A 17,266-nucleotide genomic window follows, 5' to 3' on the forward strand; every position below is an offset into this window, starting at 1 on the left:
AAACTAGATTATTTCTTAAGGTTGTAGAATGATTTCAATCCACGGTATTCAGCTACTTCACCAAGTTGATCTTCGATGCGAAGCAATTGGTTGTATTTAGCGATACGGTCTGTACGTGAAAGTGAACCAGTCTTGATTTGTCCTGCGTTTGTTGCAACTGCGATGTCAGCGATTGTTGAATCTTCAGTTTCACCTGAACGGTGTGATACAACGGCAGTGTAACCAGCTTCTTTCGCCATTTCGATAGCATCGAATGTTTCAGTAAGAGTACCAATCTGGTTAACTTTGATAAGGATAGAGTTAGCACATTTTTCTTCGATACCACGTGAAAGGTAGTCAGTGTTTGTTACGAAGAAGTCGTCACCAACCAATTGAACTTTACCACCAAGACGTTCAGTAAGAGCTTTCCAACCGTCCCAGTCGTTTTCATCCATACCATCTTCGATAGTGATGATTGGGTATTTGTTTACCAATTCTTCAAGGTAGTCGATTTGTTCAGCAGCAGTGCGGACAGCAGCTCCTTCACCTTCGAATTTAGTGTAATCGTAAACTTTGCGTTCTTTATCGTAGAATTCTGATGATGCACAGTCAAATCCGATAAATACGTCTTTACCTGGAACATAACCAGCAGCTTCGATAGCAGCGATGATAGTTTCTACACCATCTTCAGTTCCGTCAAAACGAGGAGCAAATCCACCTTCGTCACCAACGGCTGTTTCAAGACCACGACCTTTAAGGATTTTCTTAAGTGCGTGGAAGATTTCAGCACCCCAACGAAGAGCTTCTTTGAATGTAGGTGCACCAGCAGGTACGATCATGAATTCTTGGAAAGCGATTGGAGCATCTGAGTGAGATCCACCATTGATGATGTTCATCATTGGAGTTGGAAGAACTTTAGTGTTGAATCCACCAAGGTAGCTGTAAAGTGGGATTTCAAGGTAGTCAGCAGCAGCACGAGCTACAGCGATAGACACACCAAGGATTGCGTTTGCTCCCAATTTACCTTTGTTAGGAGTACCGTCAAGAGCGATCATTGCACGGTCAATAGCTTGTTGGTCACGTACATCGTAGCCGATGATTGCTTCAGCAATAATGTTGTTTACGTTGTCAACAGCCTTTTGAGTTCCAAGACCACCGTAACGAGATTTGTCACCGTCACGAAGTTCAACTGCTTCGTGTTCACCAGTAGAAGCTCCTGATGGAACCATACCACGTCCATGAGCACCTGATTCAGTATATACTTCTACTTCAAGTGTTGGGTTACCGCGTGAGTCTAGGACTTCGCGAGCGTAAACATCAGTAATAATTGACATTTCTTACTCTCCTTATTGAGTTATATTTTTTACTCCTCTATCATATCGTAATTAGGCTATTTTTTCAAGAAAAAACAAGGAAATCTACGAAAATTGAGAAGTTTTTAACAAGAAAACGGTTCCACTTTCTTTTTTTCTTCTATTTCCCTCCTTATTTAATTTTTTCGCATTCTTCTATTCTTCTGCTACGCTTTATGCTATACTAAGCTTATGACAGATATTAATAAAACAATTTTAGAAAAAGCTGCTGGTCCTACTCGATTCAATCCGGATGAGCAGCGTCGATTTTTGGAGACATATGAGGAGCGGGTGATTGCTTCATGCACCTTGGAGGAGGCAAGGGACAAGATGTACCTGGAGCAGTATTCGACAATCCTCACTGATATTTCAGATCGCTTTCATCCTGTTTTGGTCAAGATCTCCCCAGCTTTAGATGAAAACAGCCAGCTACAATATTTGAAAAAAACCAAGGAACTTGGACTTGTGGCAAGCATCGTTTCGGATGACTGTCGTCATTCCCCCTTTGGTCTCATCATCCATACTGACCACCCATCTGGAATTTCACCAACAGACATGAATCTCCAGTATCCAATTTTATTTGAAAAGAAAGAAGAGACTGCCGGTCCAGAAAAGAAATCATTCTGGAAACGTCTCTTTAGCTAAAGAAAAACCAATGGAAGGGAACATCTCCTTTCCATTGGTTTTTTAGTTTGCTTTTATTTTCAAAAGGTTCCCAATATTTCGAGCGCAGGAAATCAGATTCCTTTCAGCATGAGCCAGTGCATCTGCTACCTCACAAGGACCAGGTACGATAGAGAAGGCAGCTTCAATGTGATGACTAGGAAAAGCAGGCAAATCCTCCGCTAAGCTACCACAAATAGCTATCACTGGGATCTTCTCTGGTGTTCGTTTGGCCACCCCGACAGGTGCCTTCCCAGAAAGGGATTGGAGATCCATCCTACCTTCCCCAACAACGACCAGATCAGCTTTTTGTACTTTGTGATTAAAGTCAATCAAATCGAGACTTTTTTCAATTCCTGAGGAAATCTGTCCTCCCGCAAAAGCGACCAAGCCAGCAGCCATGCCACCTCCAGCTCCGGCGCTAGGCATAGACAAAATTCGTGCATCAGCTAGCTGGTAAAAATCCTGCATAGCCTGATCAACAGCTGGAAACAGAAGGGGATTCAATCCCTTTTGCCCACCAAAGATATAGGTCGCTCCTTGACTGCCACAGAGAGGATTGGTTACATCCGTTAAGACTTGGAGCTCGATGTCTTGTAAAGCTTTTGGAACCGCACTGGTATCTATTCTAGCCACACGACCGAGCGAAGCCCCGACAGGACGAAGCAGATGGCCTTGATCATCATAGAAGGCTACCCCAAGTCCAGCAGCCATCCCAATCCCACCATCATTCGTTGCAGAACCACCAATTCCTACACAGATCGTTTTAACCCCTTGGTCAACCAATTGCAAAATAAGTTCACCAATTCCTCGCGTTTCCAGTTCAAGAGGATTTCGTTTTTCAGCTGGAATGGAGCCTAAACCAACAAGTGAAGCCATCTCAAAAAAAGCCATCTCATCTTTTTGGTAGTAAGACATTGAAACAGGCTGTCCAAATGGTCCGGTTACTTGAGTTTGGTACTCCGTTACATCCAGAACTCCAGCTAGGGTTTCCATGGTGCCTTCGCCACCATCCCCAATAGGAAGGAGGTCAAAAGTTGCATCTGGTAGAGCCTCTTGAAATCCTTTTTTCAAGGCTTCTGCTACTTGTTTGGCAGATAAGGATTCTTTAAATGAATCCGGTGCTAGTAGGATATGCATGCTGTTTCCTTTCTATGCTGGTCTAGAATTTCAAGAACAAGGCTTAAATCCCTCTTCTCGATACAATATGGGGCTCGCTCAGCGACGATTGGCTTTGCCATAAAGGCAATCCCGATACCGGCTGTTTCAATCATCGGAAGGTCATTGGCACCATCACCCATCGCAATCGTCTGACTTCGTGGGACATGATTTTCTTTCGCCCACGTCAGGAGAGACTCTTTTTTCCTTTCAGGTGTGATTATCCCACCGAGGACTTTCCCTGTCAAACGGCCATCAGAAGCCTCTAAACGATTTGCTAGGACTAGATCAATTCCTAAAGACCTCGCAATAGGGTCGATGACTTCATGAAATCCCCCGGAAACAAGACCAACCTTGTAACCTCTTTGATGTAGTTCCGTGATTAATGTTTCAGCACCCGGCGTGACTTCCATCTGCTCCAAAATTTTCGGAAAGATAGAGGTCTCTAACCCCTTCAATAAAGCAACACGCGCCTCTAAAGATGCTGAAAAATCCAGCTCCCCTTTCATCGCTTGTGCAGTAATCTCTGCCACTTTTTCTCCCACGCCAGCTTCTTGAGCTAGTAGATCAATCCCTTCCTGTCGGACCAAGGTTCCATCTACATCCATAACGAGGAGACCTGTTACTTCTTTCATCGCTTTCCTTTCTTATTTCTCCCTTACTATACAAAAATAGGGTTTAAATTTCAAGTTTCAATGATGATTTGAAGATAAAAAAATGACCTCCTAAAAGGTCATTTTTCTGTTATTAGAAGCGAATGTGCTCCCGGGTTTTTTCGTATGAAGTAACAAAGCGATCAGTTACGCCAGCTTCTACCATTTCCAAAGCATCTGAGATAACTTTGAAGGAAGCAGCATAGTCATATTCTCTTTCGAAAATATAAAGGGACTCATCAAAGGCTGCCTGTACATGATCATCAAATGAACGGTAACGGTTCGAGTATTGCAACAATTGTTCTGTCAATGTCGCATTTTGAACAATTCGATACGCCGCTTCTTCCAATTCATTCATATCATTGGTCAAGATTTCCAACAAACGATTAGTTGATTCGATGTTGATTTTATCCCCTTCCAACTCATCCATCAAAGCTTCTGTATTGTTACTTGCAGTGAAGAAAATTTCTAAGAATTCTTGAGGAATTCCTGGCAAGTTCCGTTTGTCCATATAGCGTTTAATGGCATGCAAACGGTTGGCATAGATGTTGACTTTTTGGCGAGCATTGGCATCATCTTTTTCAATTTTTGAAAGGGAATCACTTAAGCCAATTTGCTCATCTTCGATTTCTTTCAAACGAGCTTCGATAGCTTCTAACTCTTCTTCTACGATAGAATAGGCCTTTTGTGTTTCAGATGAATCTTTCAAGGCATCTTCTACCACATTTTCTTGTGAAGATAGCTCAGCTTCCAACTCTTTTAACTGTTGGCTGAAGCTTTCATTCAAGACGAATGTTTTACCGAGACGTTCCACTTCTGCCGCAAGCTTGCTATTGTTATCTTTAGCATGTTTCAAATAGCCAGGCAGTTGTTTCACTAACTTCTTCACAACTTTTTGTGATTCAATTTCACGAGTAAAGATGTGATACAAAGCATCGATTTCTTCTTGAATTTGTTCATTTTCGTAAATGGCATTGTCCAATTCAAGGGCAGATACATTGGCCATATTGTTCTTCAAGGAAGCATGCAACTGTTGGAAACGAGATTCAATATCTGTTTCAGTGAAGTGGTATCCAGATTCCAAAAGCTTGCGGTAGCCACTTTCCAAATCCTCTAATTGATCAGGAAGTTTTGTTTGAAGAGCAGTGACAATTTCTGGCACACGCTCAACAATTTGTTTTAAGGCTACAATATGATTTTCAGCTGTATCAAGGATTTCAGCCGCTTCAACAGGGTCACCTGAAGAATTCAAGGTTACAAATTGTGAAAACTCAGATTGAATATTTCCAATTTGTTTTTCAATTTCAGGAAGCGCACTGCCATAACGATCTGGGTCTGAAGTGACTTCTTTTTGAAGTTCTTCAAACATATCCAAGGCGTGAACCACACGACCGCTATTCTTTTGTTCCTGCTCTTCCAGATCAGAAAGGGCTTTGCGAATCGCCTTGATATCTTCGTCGATCAATTGGATCTGACTTTCGATATTATCAATGGCTTGTTTGGCCTTCATGAAACGGAAAGAATTGTTATAGCCTTCCGCTTCAAACAGATTGTTTTCAATATCAGCAAATGAATTTAAGGATAAATCTACCCATTTTTGATTCCATTCACGAAACGCAATTTGACTTTGACCAATCAAATGCATGTTTTTTACGGCCTCTACTTCATCGTTGACCGGAAGGTTGTATAACTTTTCTTTTCGTTCTTCCAGTGCTGCCAGTAAGGCTTCATTTCGTTTTCTCAAAATGACTGCAACCACATATCCTACAATCAAGATAAGGGCGACAATAAAGATGAGAACAATTAGTCCACTAGACATATAAAAACTCCTTCATCGTATTACTTGAACGTAATCCTAGTAATTATACCATAAAATATCCATTAATGGGAAGCGTTCGGTGAATTTTATACATCGAGTGTACTATATTCAGCGTTTTCTTCGATAAATTCACGACGTGGTTCCACGCGGTCCCCCATCAACATATCAAAGATCTTATCTGCTTCCGCAGCATCGTCTACTGATACTCGTGCCATCAAGCGGTGTTCTGGATTCATGGTTGTTTCCCATAATTGGTGATCATCCATTTCTCCAAGACCTTTATAGCGTTGGATGGTTGGTTTTGAGCGACCTTCTGAATAACGTTCCAAAGCTGCAGCTAATTCAGCTTCTTGGTTGGCACCAGGTTGGATATATTCTTTGATTTCACTACCGACTTTGACCCCATAGATTGGTGGTTGCGCGATGTAAACATATCCCGCTTCCAAGACTGGTTTCATATAGCGATAGATCAAGGTCAATAGAAGGGTTCGGATATGAGCGCCATCGACATCGGCATCGGTCATGATCACTAATTTTTGATAACGCGCTTTTGTAACATCAAATTCGGCACCAAATCCAGTTCCCATAGCAGTAAATAAACTACGGATCTCTTCATTGGCTAGAATTTTGTCCATACTTGCTTTTTCAACGTTCAAGATCTTACCACGGATTGGGAGAATCGCTTGGAATTCCCGATTTCGACCAGATTTTGCAGATCCTCCGGCTGAATCCCCTTCGACGATAAAGAGTTCTGTTTCTTGTGGATTGTTTGAAGAACAATCTGCCAATTTACCAGGTAGGTTGGAAATCTCAAGCCCTGATTTCTTACGGGTCACCTCACGCGCTCGCTTAGCAGCTACGCGAGCTTTCGCCGCTAAAATCCCTTTTTCGACGATTTTCTTAGCAATTTGCGGATTTTCCAAAAGGAAATCAGAAAAGGCATCACTAAAGAGTCGATTGGTAATTTTAACAACTTCTGAATTTCCAAGTTTGGTCTTGGTTTGTCCTTCAAACTGTGGATTTGGATGTTTAACCGAGATCACTGCTGTTAAGCCTTCTCGAACATCTTCCCCAGTTAGATTGTCTTCGTTTTCTTTTAAGAGTTTATTTTTCTTAGCGTAATCATTGATCACACGAGTGAGAGCTGTACGGAAGCCCTGTTCATGAGTCCCACCTTCATGGGTATGAATGTTATTGGCAAAACTCATGACCGTCTCATGGTAGCCTGTGGTATATTGCATAGCTACTTCAACTGTAATATCATCCATTTCACCATCTGTGTAGATTGGTTTTTCAAAGATGACATCTTTGTTTTCATTGATGTATTCGACGTAACTAGAGATCCCACCTTCGTAGTGGTAATGCTTTTCTTGCTCCAGGCCTTCTCGCTTATCCGTCAAAGAAATACGCAAGCCACGATTCAAAAAGGCTAATTCTTGAATCCGTTTATTTAATTTGTCAAAATCATACTCGGTGGTTTCCGTGAAGATTTCTGGGTCTGGAATAAAGTGGACGGTTGTCCCTGTCCGATCTGTCTCCCCGATGACTTTCAAATCATCCACAACGTGTCCACGTCGATACTCTTGGTAATGGATACTGCCATTTTTATAAACGCGAACGTCGAGGGATGTGGAGAGGGCATTGACAACGGATGACCCTACCCCGTGAAGACCACCAGAAACTTTGTAGCCGCCTCCGCCAAATTTTCCTCCCGCGTGAAGCACGGTAAAGACAGTTTCAACGGCAGGTCGACCCGTCTTTTCTTGGATATCCACTGGGATCCCACGACCATCATCGACAACCGTGATCGAATTATCTGCTTCAATGAAAACTTCAATATGGCTAGCAAAACCAGCTAAGGCTTCGTCAATCGAGTTATCTACGATTTCCCAGACCAGATGATGAAGACCTTCTTTTGAGGTAGATCCAATATACATCCCCGGACGCATGCGAACGGCTTCTAGTCCTTCCAAGACCTGAATCTGACTGGCATCATATTCTTGCGCTTGAATTTCTTGCTGTTTATCCTCTGTCATAATTTCCCTTTTCTATTCAAATATAAACTGGTGTAAGTGGGGCATGGTATCAAATAAATAGGTTGAAAGCCCTGCAGCCTTCCCAGCTTCAATATCGATCGGACGATCTCCGATGACTAGACCGTCTTGAACGCCATATTTTTCCTTCAAATAAAGCATAGAGGCTGGGTCTGGTTTTCGAGGAAAGCCCTCGTCTGCTGTTACAATCTCCGTAAAGTAGGGTGCAATACCTGTCTGTTCAATAAGGGTCAAAACTTGGCGATCCCGATGAGATACCAAAAAATGGCGTCCTCCATGTGCTTGGATCTCTTCTAGTAACTCTTTTGCCCCCTCAAATAAGACCGGCTCTTGCAAGCCCAAGGCTTCTTTTTTCTTGTATTCCGTACGAAAATTTGAAATATGTGGTGCAAAGGTTTGAATTGCATCCTGTGTTGAGATTTTTAATGCTGCATAAACAGAATCATGATCGGCTTGGATGTGAAAGTCCTTCAATGTCGCTACAAAGGCATTTGTGGACGTTTCGTAATTATCCAATAGCGTCCCACCAAGATCCCATATAAAATCATGATAATTCATAGTCAATATTATACCACAAATGGACAAAAAAAATAAGCTAAAACCCTCATTTAGGGGGGATTTTAGCCATTTTTTACGGTCATTTCAGTTTAAATCATAGAGAAGTCATTTCCCGTCATAGAATGTAAACTTTCACCAGAAAAAATGGTGTCAAAAAGAGCTCTTTTAAGCATCTCCAAAGACATCTTGATAGAGCATTCCTTGACGAAGGCTTTGGGCATCTCCTCCAAATTGCTCTACCAAGGCATAGGCTAAGGCAAGCGCAGTTGAAGGACCACGACTGGTCAAGAGATTCCCGTCTTTCACCACTGTTTCTTTCTGATAGTGCCCATCTTGAATCTCCTCTTCAAAACCATCGTAACACGTATAGTGTTTATTTTTTAAGAGGCCGGCACGTGCCAAGACAATTGGTGCTGCACAAATCGCAGAAATGATTTTTCCTTTTCTACTTTCTTCTTGGAGAGCTGCAATCAATTCCGGATTATCCCGCAAATTCGCAGCTCCTGGCATCCCACCTGGTAAGAAGATTCCATCATAATCTGAAAGATCACCATTCCAAAGGCGATCTACTTCCACTGTAATTTGGTGAGAACCTGTGACTGTTTCTTCCATGCCAATGAGGTCGCAGTCAATCCCAGCACGTCTCAAAACATCGACAATGGTCAAGGCTTCAATTTCTTCAAAACCGTTTGCTAAAATCGTTGCTACTTTTTTCATTTTCATTCCTTCTTTCTAACTATTGCGCCTTTTTAAGGACTACTTTTTTACGGATTGGAGGCCCTTCTTCTGGCTCTTTCTTTTTGCTGCTATGATTATATATTGAAAGGACCAGACCAACACCAATCAGATTACTAATAATAGAGGACCCACCTTGTGAGATAAAGGGGAGGGGAATCCCCGTCAAGGGGAGAAGACCCGTTACTGCTCCAACATTTTCAAAAATATGAAAGACCAGCATCATAATAAATCCAATGGAAATATAGGTATAAAATTGGTTATTGGACTGGAGGGTAATTTTTAAAATGCGGTAAATCAGGGTCACATATAAAATCAACAGCACCAGAGCTCCAACAAAGCCAAAGTCTTCTGCTACTACTGTAAAAATCATATCACTTTCCCGTACGGGAACCAATAAATTGGAGACATTAAAACCTTGCCCAAAGAGGCCACCACTTGCAATGGCTAGCTGTCCTTGCGCCTGCTGGTAGGTGGTGGTTTGTGCATAGTCAAAAGGATTTAACCAGGCTAAAATACGGTTCATCTGGTAGGTTGGCATCCCTAATTGTTGGTGCAGAAAAGCCCGTCCCCCTTCTGAAAGAAAGAGGAAGAGAAAGCCTGCTAGCCCACCTGCCAGAAGCAAGATGACCGGCAAGATAATTTTCCAGGAAACTCCTGAAACAAGCACTAAGCCCGCAAAGATGGCCAAGAATACTAAGGCCGTTCCCAAGTCCTGCTGGAGAGCCAATAAGGCAAATACCGGAATCGTATAGATGGTCAACTCTAGAATCAAAAACCAATCTTGTCGTAATAATCGTTCACGCCCCTTATTTCTTTGCAAAAATCGGACAATAGAGCGTGACAGCATCAGGATGAAGGGGATCTTCATAAATTCTGAGGGCTGAAATAAGGTGATGTTCCCATAAGCCACCCAGTTTTTAGCTCCTGTTGAAGCTACCAAGTTGGGATTATAAAAAACAAGGGGAAGAACCATCAAGGCCAGGCCAAGCAGGTAAAGAAAGGGAGTGATTTTCCAAAGAAATTTCGTGCTAAAAATGGTCACAATCAGGCAAATGACGCATCCCACACCAATCCAGGCCAATTGCTGCCCTAAAAAAGGCCACACCATTTGGGGATAGTCATGAGAAACTGCTACATAAACAGATAAAATCCCAAGCATGAGAAGGGCGAAGACAATCCCAATGATCGAATAATCCAGGTGAATCGTCCAAAAATGATGTTTCTTCATTCACGTTCCTTTCTGTGAGAATCATCAAATCAATTAATAGAACAACATTTGTAGAATCAAGCTAGATCCTGCTACACAAAACCAAGCAATCAACCCTACTAGAAGGGGGGCTGCTCCTGCTGCACGGAACTGATTCCAAGAAACCTTGCTTCCGATTCCGACCAAGGCCATGGCCATAAAGAGGTGAGAAAGGTCCTTAAGGTAAGGAAGAACCACTTTAGGTACCAAGCCGATAGATGAAAGAATAGAAGCCACAATAAACCAGATGATGAACCAAGGAATAATTTTCTTTAACATTCCTTTGTTTCTTCCTTGTTGCTTGCTCCGATACCATTTTAAACCGATCAAGCCTAAACAAACTGGTACAATCATCAGGGCGCGTGTTAACTTAACAATGGTCGCCATTTCACCCGCCGCTTTACTATAAGAAAACGCTGCTGCTACAACTGATGACGTATCGTTAATGGCTGTTCCTGACCAGAGGCCAAATTGAAAATTAGACATATGCCATACATGCCCTAATACTGGAAAGATAAAGACAGCCAAAATGTTGAAGAAGAAGATAGTTGACATAGATAAGGCAATTTCCTCTTCGTCTGCTTCAATGATCGGAGCAGCTGCTGCGATAGCAGATCCACCACAAATAGCCGTTCCAAATCCAATTAAGGTCCGTAGGTGAGATTTCAGATGGAAGACTTTCCCAAAGATCATCGCTGCAAGAAAGGCAACTGTTATTGTTGGCAGACTAATCTTCAAAGAAGACAAGCCTGTAGAAGCAACCGTCGCAATCGGCAAGCTAAATCCCATGAAGATAATCGAATACTGCAATAATTTCTTACCAGACCAGTTCAGTCCTGGTCGTGAATTCTCTGGCAAATCTACTAATTCATTGAGGACAATTCCTAAAATCAAAGCAAAGACACTGGAGCCAATGATGGGAAAGAAAGTTCCCAATAACATGGCACAAAGAGCCAGTACAAATGCAATTGCAAGTCCAAATCCTTTATTTTTCATTCTCTCAATTCCTTTCAAAAAAGTCAGCTGCTTGCTCAACAAGCCGCTCTCTCACTGTTGTGTGAAGGGGCAACACTTGCTGCAAGCCATCTAAAATTTGTTTTCCATATCGTTTGGTCACCACCCGCTGATCCAATAAGAGGACCAACGATTCCTGGTCTTGAAAACGGCTGGTTCTCCCAATAGCCTGTTTGAGCCTTAAAATCGCGACCGGAAGGCTATAGTCATAAAAGGGATTTTTCCCCTGTTCTCTGAGTTGGGTATTCAGCTTTTGAACCATATAATCTTTAGGGTTGTCAAAAGGAAGGCGCGTGATGATTTGAATCACTTCTTTTTGTTGGGAAAAATCGACTCCCTCCCAAAAGCTTCCTGTTCCCAATAAAATAGAGCTTTCTCCTCGGTCAAATCGTCGCTTAATATTAGCTGCATCGCCATTTCGATACTGGGCCAAATGAGGAAAGTTCAAGGCGTTTGACGTCTCCAGTAACAATTCTTTTGAGGTAAACAAAAGAAAAATTGGTTTTCTTAGAGGAAAAAGTTCATCGATGAGCTGACAAATTTCTCCTGCATACTCCACAGAAGATAAAGAAACGACATCTGGAAAATCTATCGGCACTAACAATTCCTGGTGTTGTTTGACTGTTATTGGCACCCGGTAGATTTGCTGCTCTTGGTATCCCAAAAGGGCAGGTAAATGCACCTTTTTACTGATAGCGATCGTTGCTGATACAAAGAGCACGGGCACTTCTTCAGGAACAAACTCCTTAAAGGATAGCAAGTCCTCAACTCCTCCGTGGAGACGAAGAATCTGGTGGCTTTCGACCACTTCCTTGTCCATCCAAAAGGTTTGGTAGCGCTCATCAAACAATTCCCTTAGATTCTCTAATGATTCGTTTTTTAATTCTGAGACATCCTGTCGAATTTTTGCCACTGTTTGATCTGATAAGATCGCTGTTTTTCCTTGTACAACTTCCTTAGAGCAGGCATTTAATTCAAATTGAATACTTTCCAGCAAACGCCGTTGTAGAAGATCTTTTTCCTCTTCAATAGCGTGTTGCAAGTTTAAAAGAAGAGATTGCAAGGTTTCTTCTCTCTGTGAAAATTGCTCTAAAGCAAAGAAGAGTTTTTGCGCTTCATCCACGACCAGAACAGACTCTTGAAGTAGACTCTTATCATCTTCTAGACGGGTTAGCAGATAAGCATGATTAGTCAAAATCACCCGGCTGGTTTTCACTTTTTCCTGACCAAGATGCCAAAAATCTTCCTGATAAAATAGTGAACGTTTCGACAATTGACCATCGTGGCAAATGGCAGCTACAAAATGGACATGACGATAGAGTTGACCAATTTCACTGAACTCTCCTGTTTCAGTCATGGTCAGCCAAACCAACAGTTGCATTTTAAAGCGTCGAATCATCCCATTATCTGACTCACTCTGTAAGGTCTCATAAAATTTATCGAGTTGGATGTAATCCTTGGGACTTTTAAGGCTATGAAAGGGAATTTGGAAAAGATCCTGGATGGTCTTTCCTTCTTTCTTCATAATTTGATCCTGAAGAATTTTAGTTGGAACACTCACAAGAATGCGCTTGGAGGTTTTAGCCAAAAGCGCTAACAGATAAGCGTAGGTCTTCCCAATTCCCGTTGGCGCCTCAATAAAACTTGGAAGTGGCTGGTGCAAACTGTCCTCGATATAGGCAACAAATTCTCTCTGCTCCGGATAAGCTTCCATTCCCAACAACTGCATATTGAGTTCAAACTGTTCAGATAAATAGTGACTTTCTAAGAACTGCTGTGGCTTTCGCAGGTAGAGTCCATGAACTTCTACTAAATGAGCTGGTAAAAAAAGACTACTATCTTCAAGCGCATCTTCTATTAAGAGTCGCGATTCATAAATCAAACAATCTGCCATCGAAAGAAGTTTTTCGATCAATCCTCTTGGTAAGCTCGCAATTTTCTCTCTCAATTTCAACAGCAGCTGGGCTGTTGCCATAGCATCCGCTAGAGCGGAGTGAGCATGGTGCAACTCAATTTCCAGTTCAGTCGCAAGCGCTCCTAAATTGTAGCGTTCTAAAGTCGGATAGAAAATTTGAGACAATTCAACCGTATCAATTCGAGGAGTCGTTAGTTCGAATCCTTCCCAAAAGAGAGCTTCTGCCAATAAATTCGCATCAAATTTGACATTATGAGCCACAAAGACGGCATCTTCTATTAATTCAAAAATTTCTTTTGCCACTTGTGCAAACTCTGGTGCTTTCCGTAAGCGAGCATCTGTCAGGCCAGTCAGTTGTTTGATATGTTCATCCAATCGTTCATGGGGATTCACATCCGTCTCATAGGATTGCGTAATCCTCCCATCTTCGATGATGACAATCCCAACCTGAATGATCTTAGCATTACTTCCAGCACTGGTCGCTTCCAGGTCCACAATGGCATATTTCCGTTTCTGTCTTGTCATAATACTTAAAATTATATCACGTTTGAGCAAGCTCTGCAGATTTTTTTCTCCTTTGAGGCTGACTTCAATCCAGTTATTTTCTTCGCAATTTGATACACTATTCTAGAAGAAAGGAGCCCTTATGAAAATCTATCGTACTGTTAATCCTGTAGCTTATGAAAACACCTACTACCTTGAAAATGAACACTCCCTCATTCTTGTTGATCCAGGTAGCGACTGGGCGACTATTCAAAAGCAAATTGATCGCGTAGGAAAACCAATTGTAGCCATTCTTTTAACCCATACGCACTACGATCACATTATGAGTCTTGAAAAGGCCCGTCAGAATTATCATTTCCCACCAGTCTATGTCCATTCGGCAGAAGCCAGCTGGTTGTCTTCTCCTGTTGACAATTTATCTGGTTTGGATCGTCATGCGGATTTAGAAGATGTTGTCTGTCAGGAGGCCGACTTCCTTTATGAAATTCGCTCCGATTACGAAATAGCCGATTTCCACTTTTATGTTCTAGAGACACCGGGCCACTCTGCAGGAGGAGTCTCCATCGTCTTTCCTGAAGATCACCTGGTTCTATCCGGTGATGCCCTTTTTCGCGAAACCATTGGACGGACCGATCTTCCAACAGGGAACGCGGCACAGTTGCTCAGCAGTATTAGGGAAGAACTCTTTTCCCTTCCATCTTCCTATACCGTCTATCCCGGTCATGGCCCTGAAACTTCTATTGGTCACGAGAAAATGTTCAATCCCTTCTTTAGACAATCCTAAAGAATCATGTATCCTCCTTCCTGTCCTAATAAAAGGATACAAAAAAGCAAGTGTGAACTTGCTTTTTTATTATATTTTAAGAAAACGTCTCATGGAGATTGACGAACCGATCGCTCCGATCAAAATTCCTAATCCAAATAAGCCACCCACCATAATCGGTACCAAAAGATGTGGACTATAGAGATACAAGTTTTGATCTGCCAAGTTATTGTTCATTGATGTATAGACAACGTTATAAACATAGAAGACCAAAGCTGAAGGAACCAAGGCTCCCAAGAGACCAATCCAAGCCCCTTCTAAAAGGAATGGTGCACGAATATAGCCATTTTTTGCTCCTACCAGTCGCATAATCTTAATCTCACGACTACGTGAAATGATGGTAATCCGGATGGTATTAGAAATCAAGAAGACTGCGATGAAGATCAATAAAGCTACACCGATCAAGCCCCAGTTTCGGATGAAGGTTCCAAGTGCAAACAAGCGTTGGGTATCGACCCCACCATCTTTCACTTCAGAGACCCCTTCAATTTTTTTGGCATCTGCTGAGACTTGCTTCACATATTTTGGAGCTGTCGTCTCTACATAATAGGCATCGTAGAGTGGGTTTGCGTCTCCATCAAAAATCTTCCAGTTGTTCCCAGCCGTTTTGATCAGTTTATCATACTGTTCTTCCTTGCTAGAAAAATCAACCTTGTCAACATGTTTCATGGCTGTCAGAGCATCGTAGACCTTATGGTAGTTTTCATTGGTCACGGTTTGACCGTCTTTTTCAATTTGCTCACTCTGGTCTTGAATATCCTTGCGCATGTATACTACAACCCGCACACTATTTTGAATATCATCTGAAAGCTTGATAGTATTAGCAATCACAGAGGCGAAAATAGCAACCAAGCTAAGGGTAATCATAACCGAGCTGACCGCTGCAATCGTCATCCAACCATTTCGTTTCAAGCTTTTAAGCGATTCGATTAAGTGTCGGAAAAATCTTCTAATCATCGTATCCGTACTCTCCTTCCGCTTCATCACGCACTACACGACCATTTTCAATCGCGATGACACGGTGACGTAAAGTATTTACAATCTGGCTATTGTGGGTCGCCATCAATACTGTTGTCCCTTGCAGATTAATCCGCTCCAAAAGGTTCATGATTTCCCATGAATTATCTGGATCCAAGTTACCAGTTGGCTCATCCGCAATCAAGACTTTCGGATTGTTGACGATCGCGCGAGCAATCGCAATCCGTTGTTGCTCCCCACCGGACAATTCATTTGGGAATGAGCGGACCTTGTGTTTCAACCCAACAAGATCCAAAACTTCCATCACACGCTTTTTAATATTGCGACGGCGTTCACCGATAACTTGCATTGCGTAGGCAATGTTTTCATAAACGGTTTTCTTTGGAAGCAATTTATAATCTTGGAAAACCACTCCTACATTGCGTCGCAACATAGGAATATCGCGTTTTTTGATTTTATCCAAATCAAAATCAGCTACTTTTAAGCTTCCTTTATCGTGTTTGACTTCACGGTATAAAAGTCGAATAAAGGTCGACTTCCCTGCACCAGAAGGTCCTACAATGTAGGCAAATTCTCCTGGTTCAATTTGGACAGAGACCCCGCGAAGGGCCGTCGTCCCGTTGTCATACTTTTTGACAACATCTTTCATTTCAATCATTGACATGTAATGAAATTCCTTTCATTCTTTTCTGGTTGATTCCCTCTAGGTTATTGGAGACGCCATTTGAGATAGGCATCAATAAAGCCATCGATATCTCCATCCATCACCTTATCCACCTGTGCTACTTCGTAGTTGGTCCGGTGATCCTTAACCATGGTGTAAGGGGTAAAGACATAAGAGCGGATTTGACTTCCCCAGGTGATTTCTTTTTTATCCCCTTTTAGAGAATCCACTTCTGCTGCTTTTTTCTCTTGCTCTAATTGGTAGAGTTTAGCTTGAAGCATTTTCATAGCACGATCACGGTTCCCGTATTGGGTCCGATCCACGGTGGATGCCACTACAATTCCTGTCGGAATATGGGTCAATCGTACACCTGTAGAAACCTTGTTGACGTTTTGTCCACCAGCTCCACCAGAGCGGAAGGTATCCATCTTGATATCATCATCACGAACTTCAACTTCGATGGTATCATCGAGTTCAGGCATAACCTCAACTGATGTAAAGGACGTATGCCGACGTTTAGCAGAATCAAATGGAGAAATTCGAACCAAACGATGTACCCCCATTTCAGATTTCAGAAGACCGTATGCATGTGGCCCTTCAAAGGATAGGGTCACAGACTTAATTCCAGCTTCATCTCCAGCCTGATAGTCCAAGACTTCAACTTTGAAGCCATGGGCATTTCCAAAACGAGTATACATCCGAAGAAGCATGTCACCCCAATCCTGAGCTTCTGTCCCTCCTGAACCTGGGTGGATTTCTAAGATGGCATTATTATTGTCATAGGGTTCAGACAATAGCAAGGTCATCTCATAGCTGGTCATGCGTTTATCCAGCTCCTCTAACTTTTCGATCAATTCTTCCTTGACCGAATCGTCTTCTGCCAAAAAGTCCAGTAAGATTTCTGACTCATCAAAGAGATCCACCATTTGATGGAAATTTTCATAGGTCTGCTTGAGTTCATTTAATTCTTGAGATGTCTTTTGCGCAGCAATATTATCATCCCAAAAATCAGGTTCTGTCATTTTATTTTCGAAAATGGCAATTTCTTCTTCCAATGCCTCTAAGTCAAAGAGACCCCCTGAAAGAAGCTAATTTTTCACGATTTGCGTCAATTTTTTGACGAATTTCTGAAATGTCCATAAGTACCT

General features: G+C 42.1%; 15 protein-coding genes. 2 read left to right on the forward strand and 13 right to left on the reverse strand.

Translation table 11 applies throughout. From position 1 onward, the window contains the following. Positions 1 to 8: 8 nt before the first annotated feature. The gene (gene eno, locus HMPREF3002_RS04445) at positions 9 to 1,313 is read right to left on the reverse strand and encodes a surface-displayed alpha-enolase (protein WP_021153554.1); all 1,305 of its coding nucleotides are present in this window, start codon (positions 1,311 to 1,313) and stop codon (positions 9 to 11) included. 210 nt (positions 1,314 to 1,523) lie between these two features. Here eno and HMPREF3002_RS04450 point away from each other — a divergent pair, with 210 nt between their 5' ends. After that, a complete protein-coding gene (locus HMPREF3002_RS04450) occupies positions 1,524 to 1,976 on the forward strand; it encodes a DUF1694 domain-containing protein (RefSeq protein WP_070587147.1) in 453 nt (150 codons plus the stop codon). A 42-nt stretch (positions 1,977 to 2,018) separates the two neighbouring features. Here the strand turns inward: HMPREF3002_RS04450 and HMPREF3002_RS04455 are convergent, their stop codons facing one another. The 9 genes from HMPREF3002_RS04455 to HMPREF3002_RS04495 form a co-directional block, all read right to left on the reverse strand. Further along, on the reverse strand, positions 2,019 to 3,134 hold the full coding sequence (locus HMPREF3002_RS04455; RefSeq protein ID WP_070665397.1) for a glycerate kinase: 1,116 nt from the start codon (positions 3,132 to 3,134) through the stop codon (positions 2,019 to 2,021). Continuing rightward, complete coding sequence (serB, locus tag HMPREF3002_RS04460; protein WP_070588823.1) at positions 3,119 to 3,787, reverse strand: phosphoserine phosphatase SerB; 669 nt, start codon at positions 3,785 to 3,787, stop codon at positions 3,119 to 3,121. Before serB ends, HMPREF3002_RS04455 begins: the two co-directional genes overlap by 16 nt. Before the next feature lie 112 nt (positions 3,788 to 3,899). Further along, on the reverse strand, positions 3,900 to 5,624 hold the full coding sequence (gene ezrA, locus HMPREF3002_RS04465; protein ID WP_070665398.1) for a septation ring formation regulator EzrA: 1,725 nt from the start codon (positions 5,622 to 5,624) through the stop codon (positions 3,900 to 3,902). A gap of 86 nt (positions 5,625 to 5,710) precedes the next feature. Then, on the reverse strand, positions 5,711 to 7,660 hold the full coding sequence (gyrB, locus tag HMPREF3002_RS04470; RefSeq protein WP_070665399.1) for a DNA topoisomerase (ATP-hydrolyzing) subunit B: 1,950 nt from the start codon (positions 7,658 to 7,660) through the stop codon (positions 5,711 to 5,713). A 12-nt stretch (positions 7,661 to 7,672) separates the two neighbouring features. Further along, complete coding sequence (locus HMPREF3002_RS04475) at positions 7,673 to 8,236, reverse strand: HAD-IA family hydrolase (RefSeq protein WP_070665400.1); 564 nt, start codon at positions 8,234 to 8,236, stop codon at positions 7,673 to 7,675. Between the two features lie 165 nt (positions 8,237 to 8,401). Beyond that, the gene (locus HMPREF3002_RS04480; RefSeq protein WP_070665401.1) at positions 8,402 to 8,953 is read right to left on the reverse strand and encodes a DJ-1 family glyoxalase III; all 552 of its coding nucleotides are present in this window, start codon (positions 8,951 to 8,953) and stop codon (positions 8,402 to 8,404) included. A 19-nt stretch (positions 8,954 to 8,972) separates the two neighbouring features. Next, positions 8,973 to 10,202, reverse strand: a complete 1,230-nt coding sequence (locus tag HMPREF3002_RS04485; RefSeq protein ID WP_070665402.1) for an FtsW/RodA/SpoVE family cell cycle protein — start codon at positions 10,200 to 10,202, stop codon at positions 8,973 to 8,975. Between the two features lie 33 nt (positions 10,203 to 10,235). Further along, positions 10,236 to 11,216, reverse strand: a complete 981-nt coding sequence (locus tag HMPREF3002_RS04490) for a YeiH family protein (RefSeq protein WP_070665403.1) — start codon at positions 11,214 to 11,216, stop codon at positions 10,236 to 10,238. 4 nt (positions 11,217 to 11,220) lie between these two features. After that, positions 11,221 to 13,674: a bifunctional DnaQ family exonuclease/ATP-dependent helicase gene (locus HMPREF3002_RS04495; RefSeq protein WP_070665421.1), complete on the reverse strand. Its 2,454-nt coding sequence runs from the start codon at positions 13,672 to 13,674 to the stop codon at positions 11,221 to 11,223. A 121-nt stretch (positions 13,675 to 13,795) separates the two neighbouring features. Here HMPREF3002_RS04495 and HMPREF3002_RS04500 point away from each other — a divergent pair, with 121 nt between their 5' ends. Next, positions 13,796 to 14,437, forward strand: a complete 642-nt coding sequence (locus HMPREF3002_RS04500) for an MBL fold metallo-hydrolase (RefSeq protein ID WP_070665404.1) — start codon at positions 13,796 to 13,798, stop codon at positions 14,435 to 14,437. A gap of 69 nt (positions 14,438 to 14,506) precedes the next feature. Here the strand turns inward: HMPREF3002_RS04500 and ftsX are convergent, their stop codons facing one another. The 3 genes from ftsX to prfB all read right to left on the reverse strand — a co-directional run bounded on the left by ftsX (position 14,507) and on the right by prfB (position 17,258). Beyond that, positions 14,507 to 15,433: a permease-like cell division protein FtsX gene (gene ftsX / locus HMPREF3002_RS04505; RefSeq protein ID WP_042759907.1), complete on the reverse strand. Its 927-nt coding sequence runs from the start codon at positions 15,431 to 15,433 to the stop codon at positions 14,507 to 14,509. After that, a complete protein-coding gene (gene ftsE / locus HMPREF3002_RS04510) occupies positions 15,426 to 16,118 on the reverse strand; it encodes a cell division ATP-binding protein FtsE (protein ID WP_003008021.1) in 693 nt (230 codons plus the stop codon). The genes ftsX and ftsE overlap by 8 nt, the downstream gene beginning before the upstream one ends. A gap of 44 nt (positions 16,119 to 16,162) precedes the next feature. Beyond that, positions 16,163 to 17,258, reverse strand: a protein-coding gene (prfB, locus tag HMPREF3002_RS04515) for a peptide chain release factor 2 (protein WP_141754487.1) whose coding sequence is annotated in 2 segments (ribosomal slippage) — positions 16,163 to 17,185 and positions 17,187 to 17,258 — 1,095 coding nt in all. Because the reading frame shifts where the segments join, the coding sequence is not laid out codon by codon here. Between the last annotated feature and the right edge of the window lie 8 nt (positions 17,259 to 17,266).

The organism is Streptococcus sp. HMSC065E03 (assembly GCF_001815045.1).
GTDB classification, from domain to species: domain Bacteria; phylum Bacillota; class Bacilli; order Lactobacillales; family Streptococcaceae; genus Streptococcus; species Streptococcus parasanguinis_AD.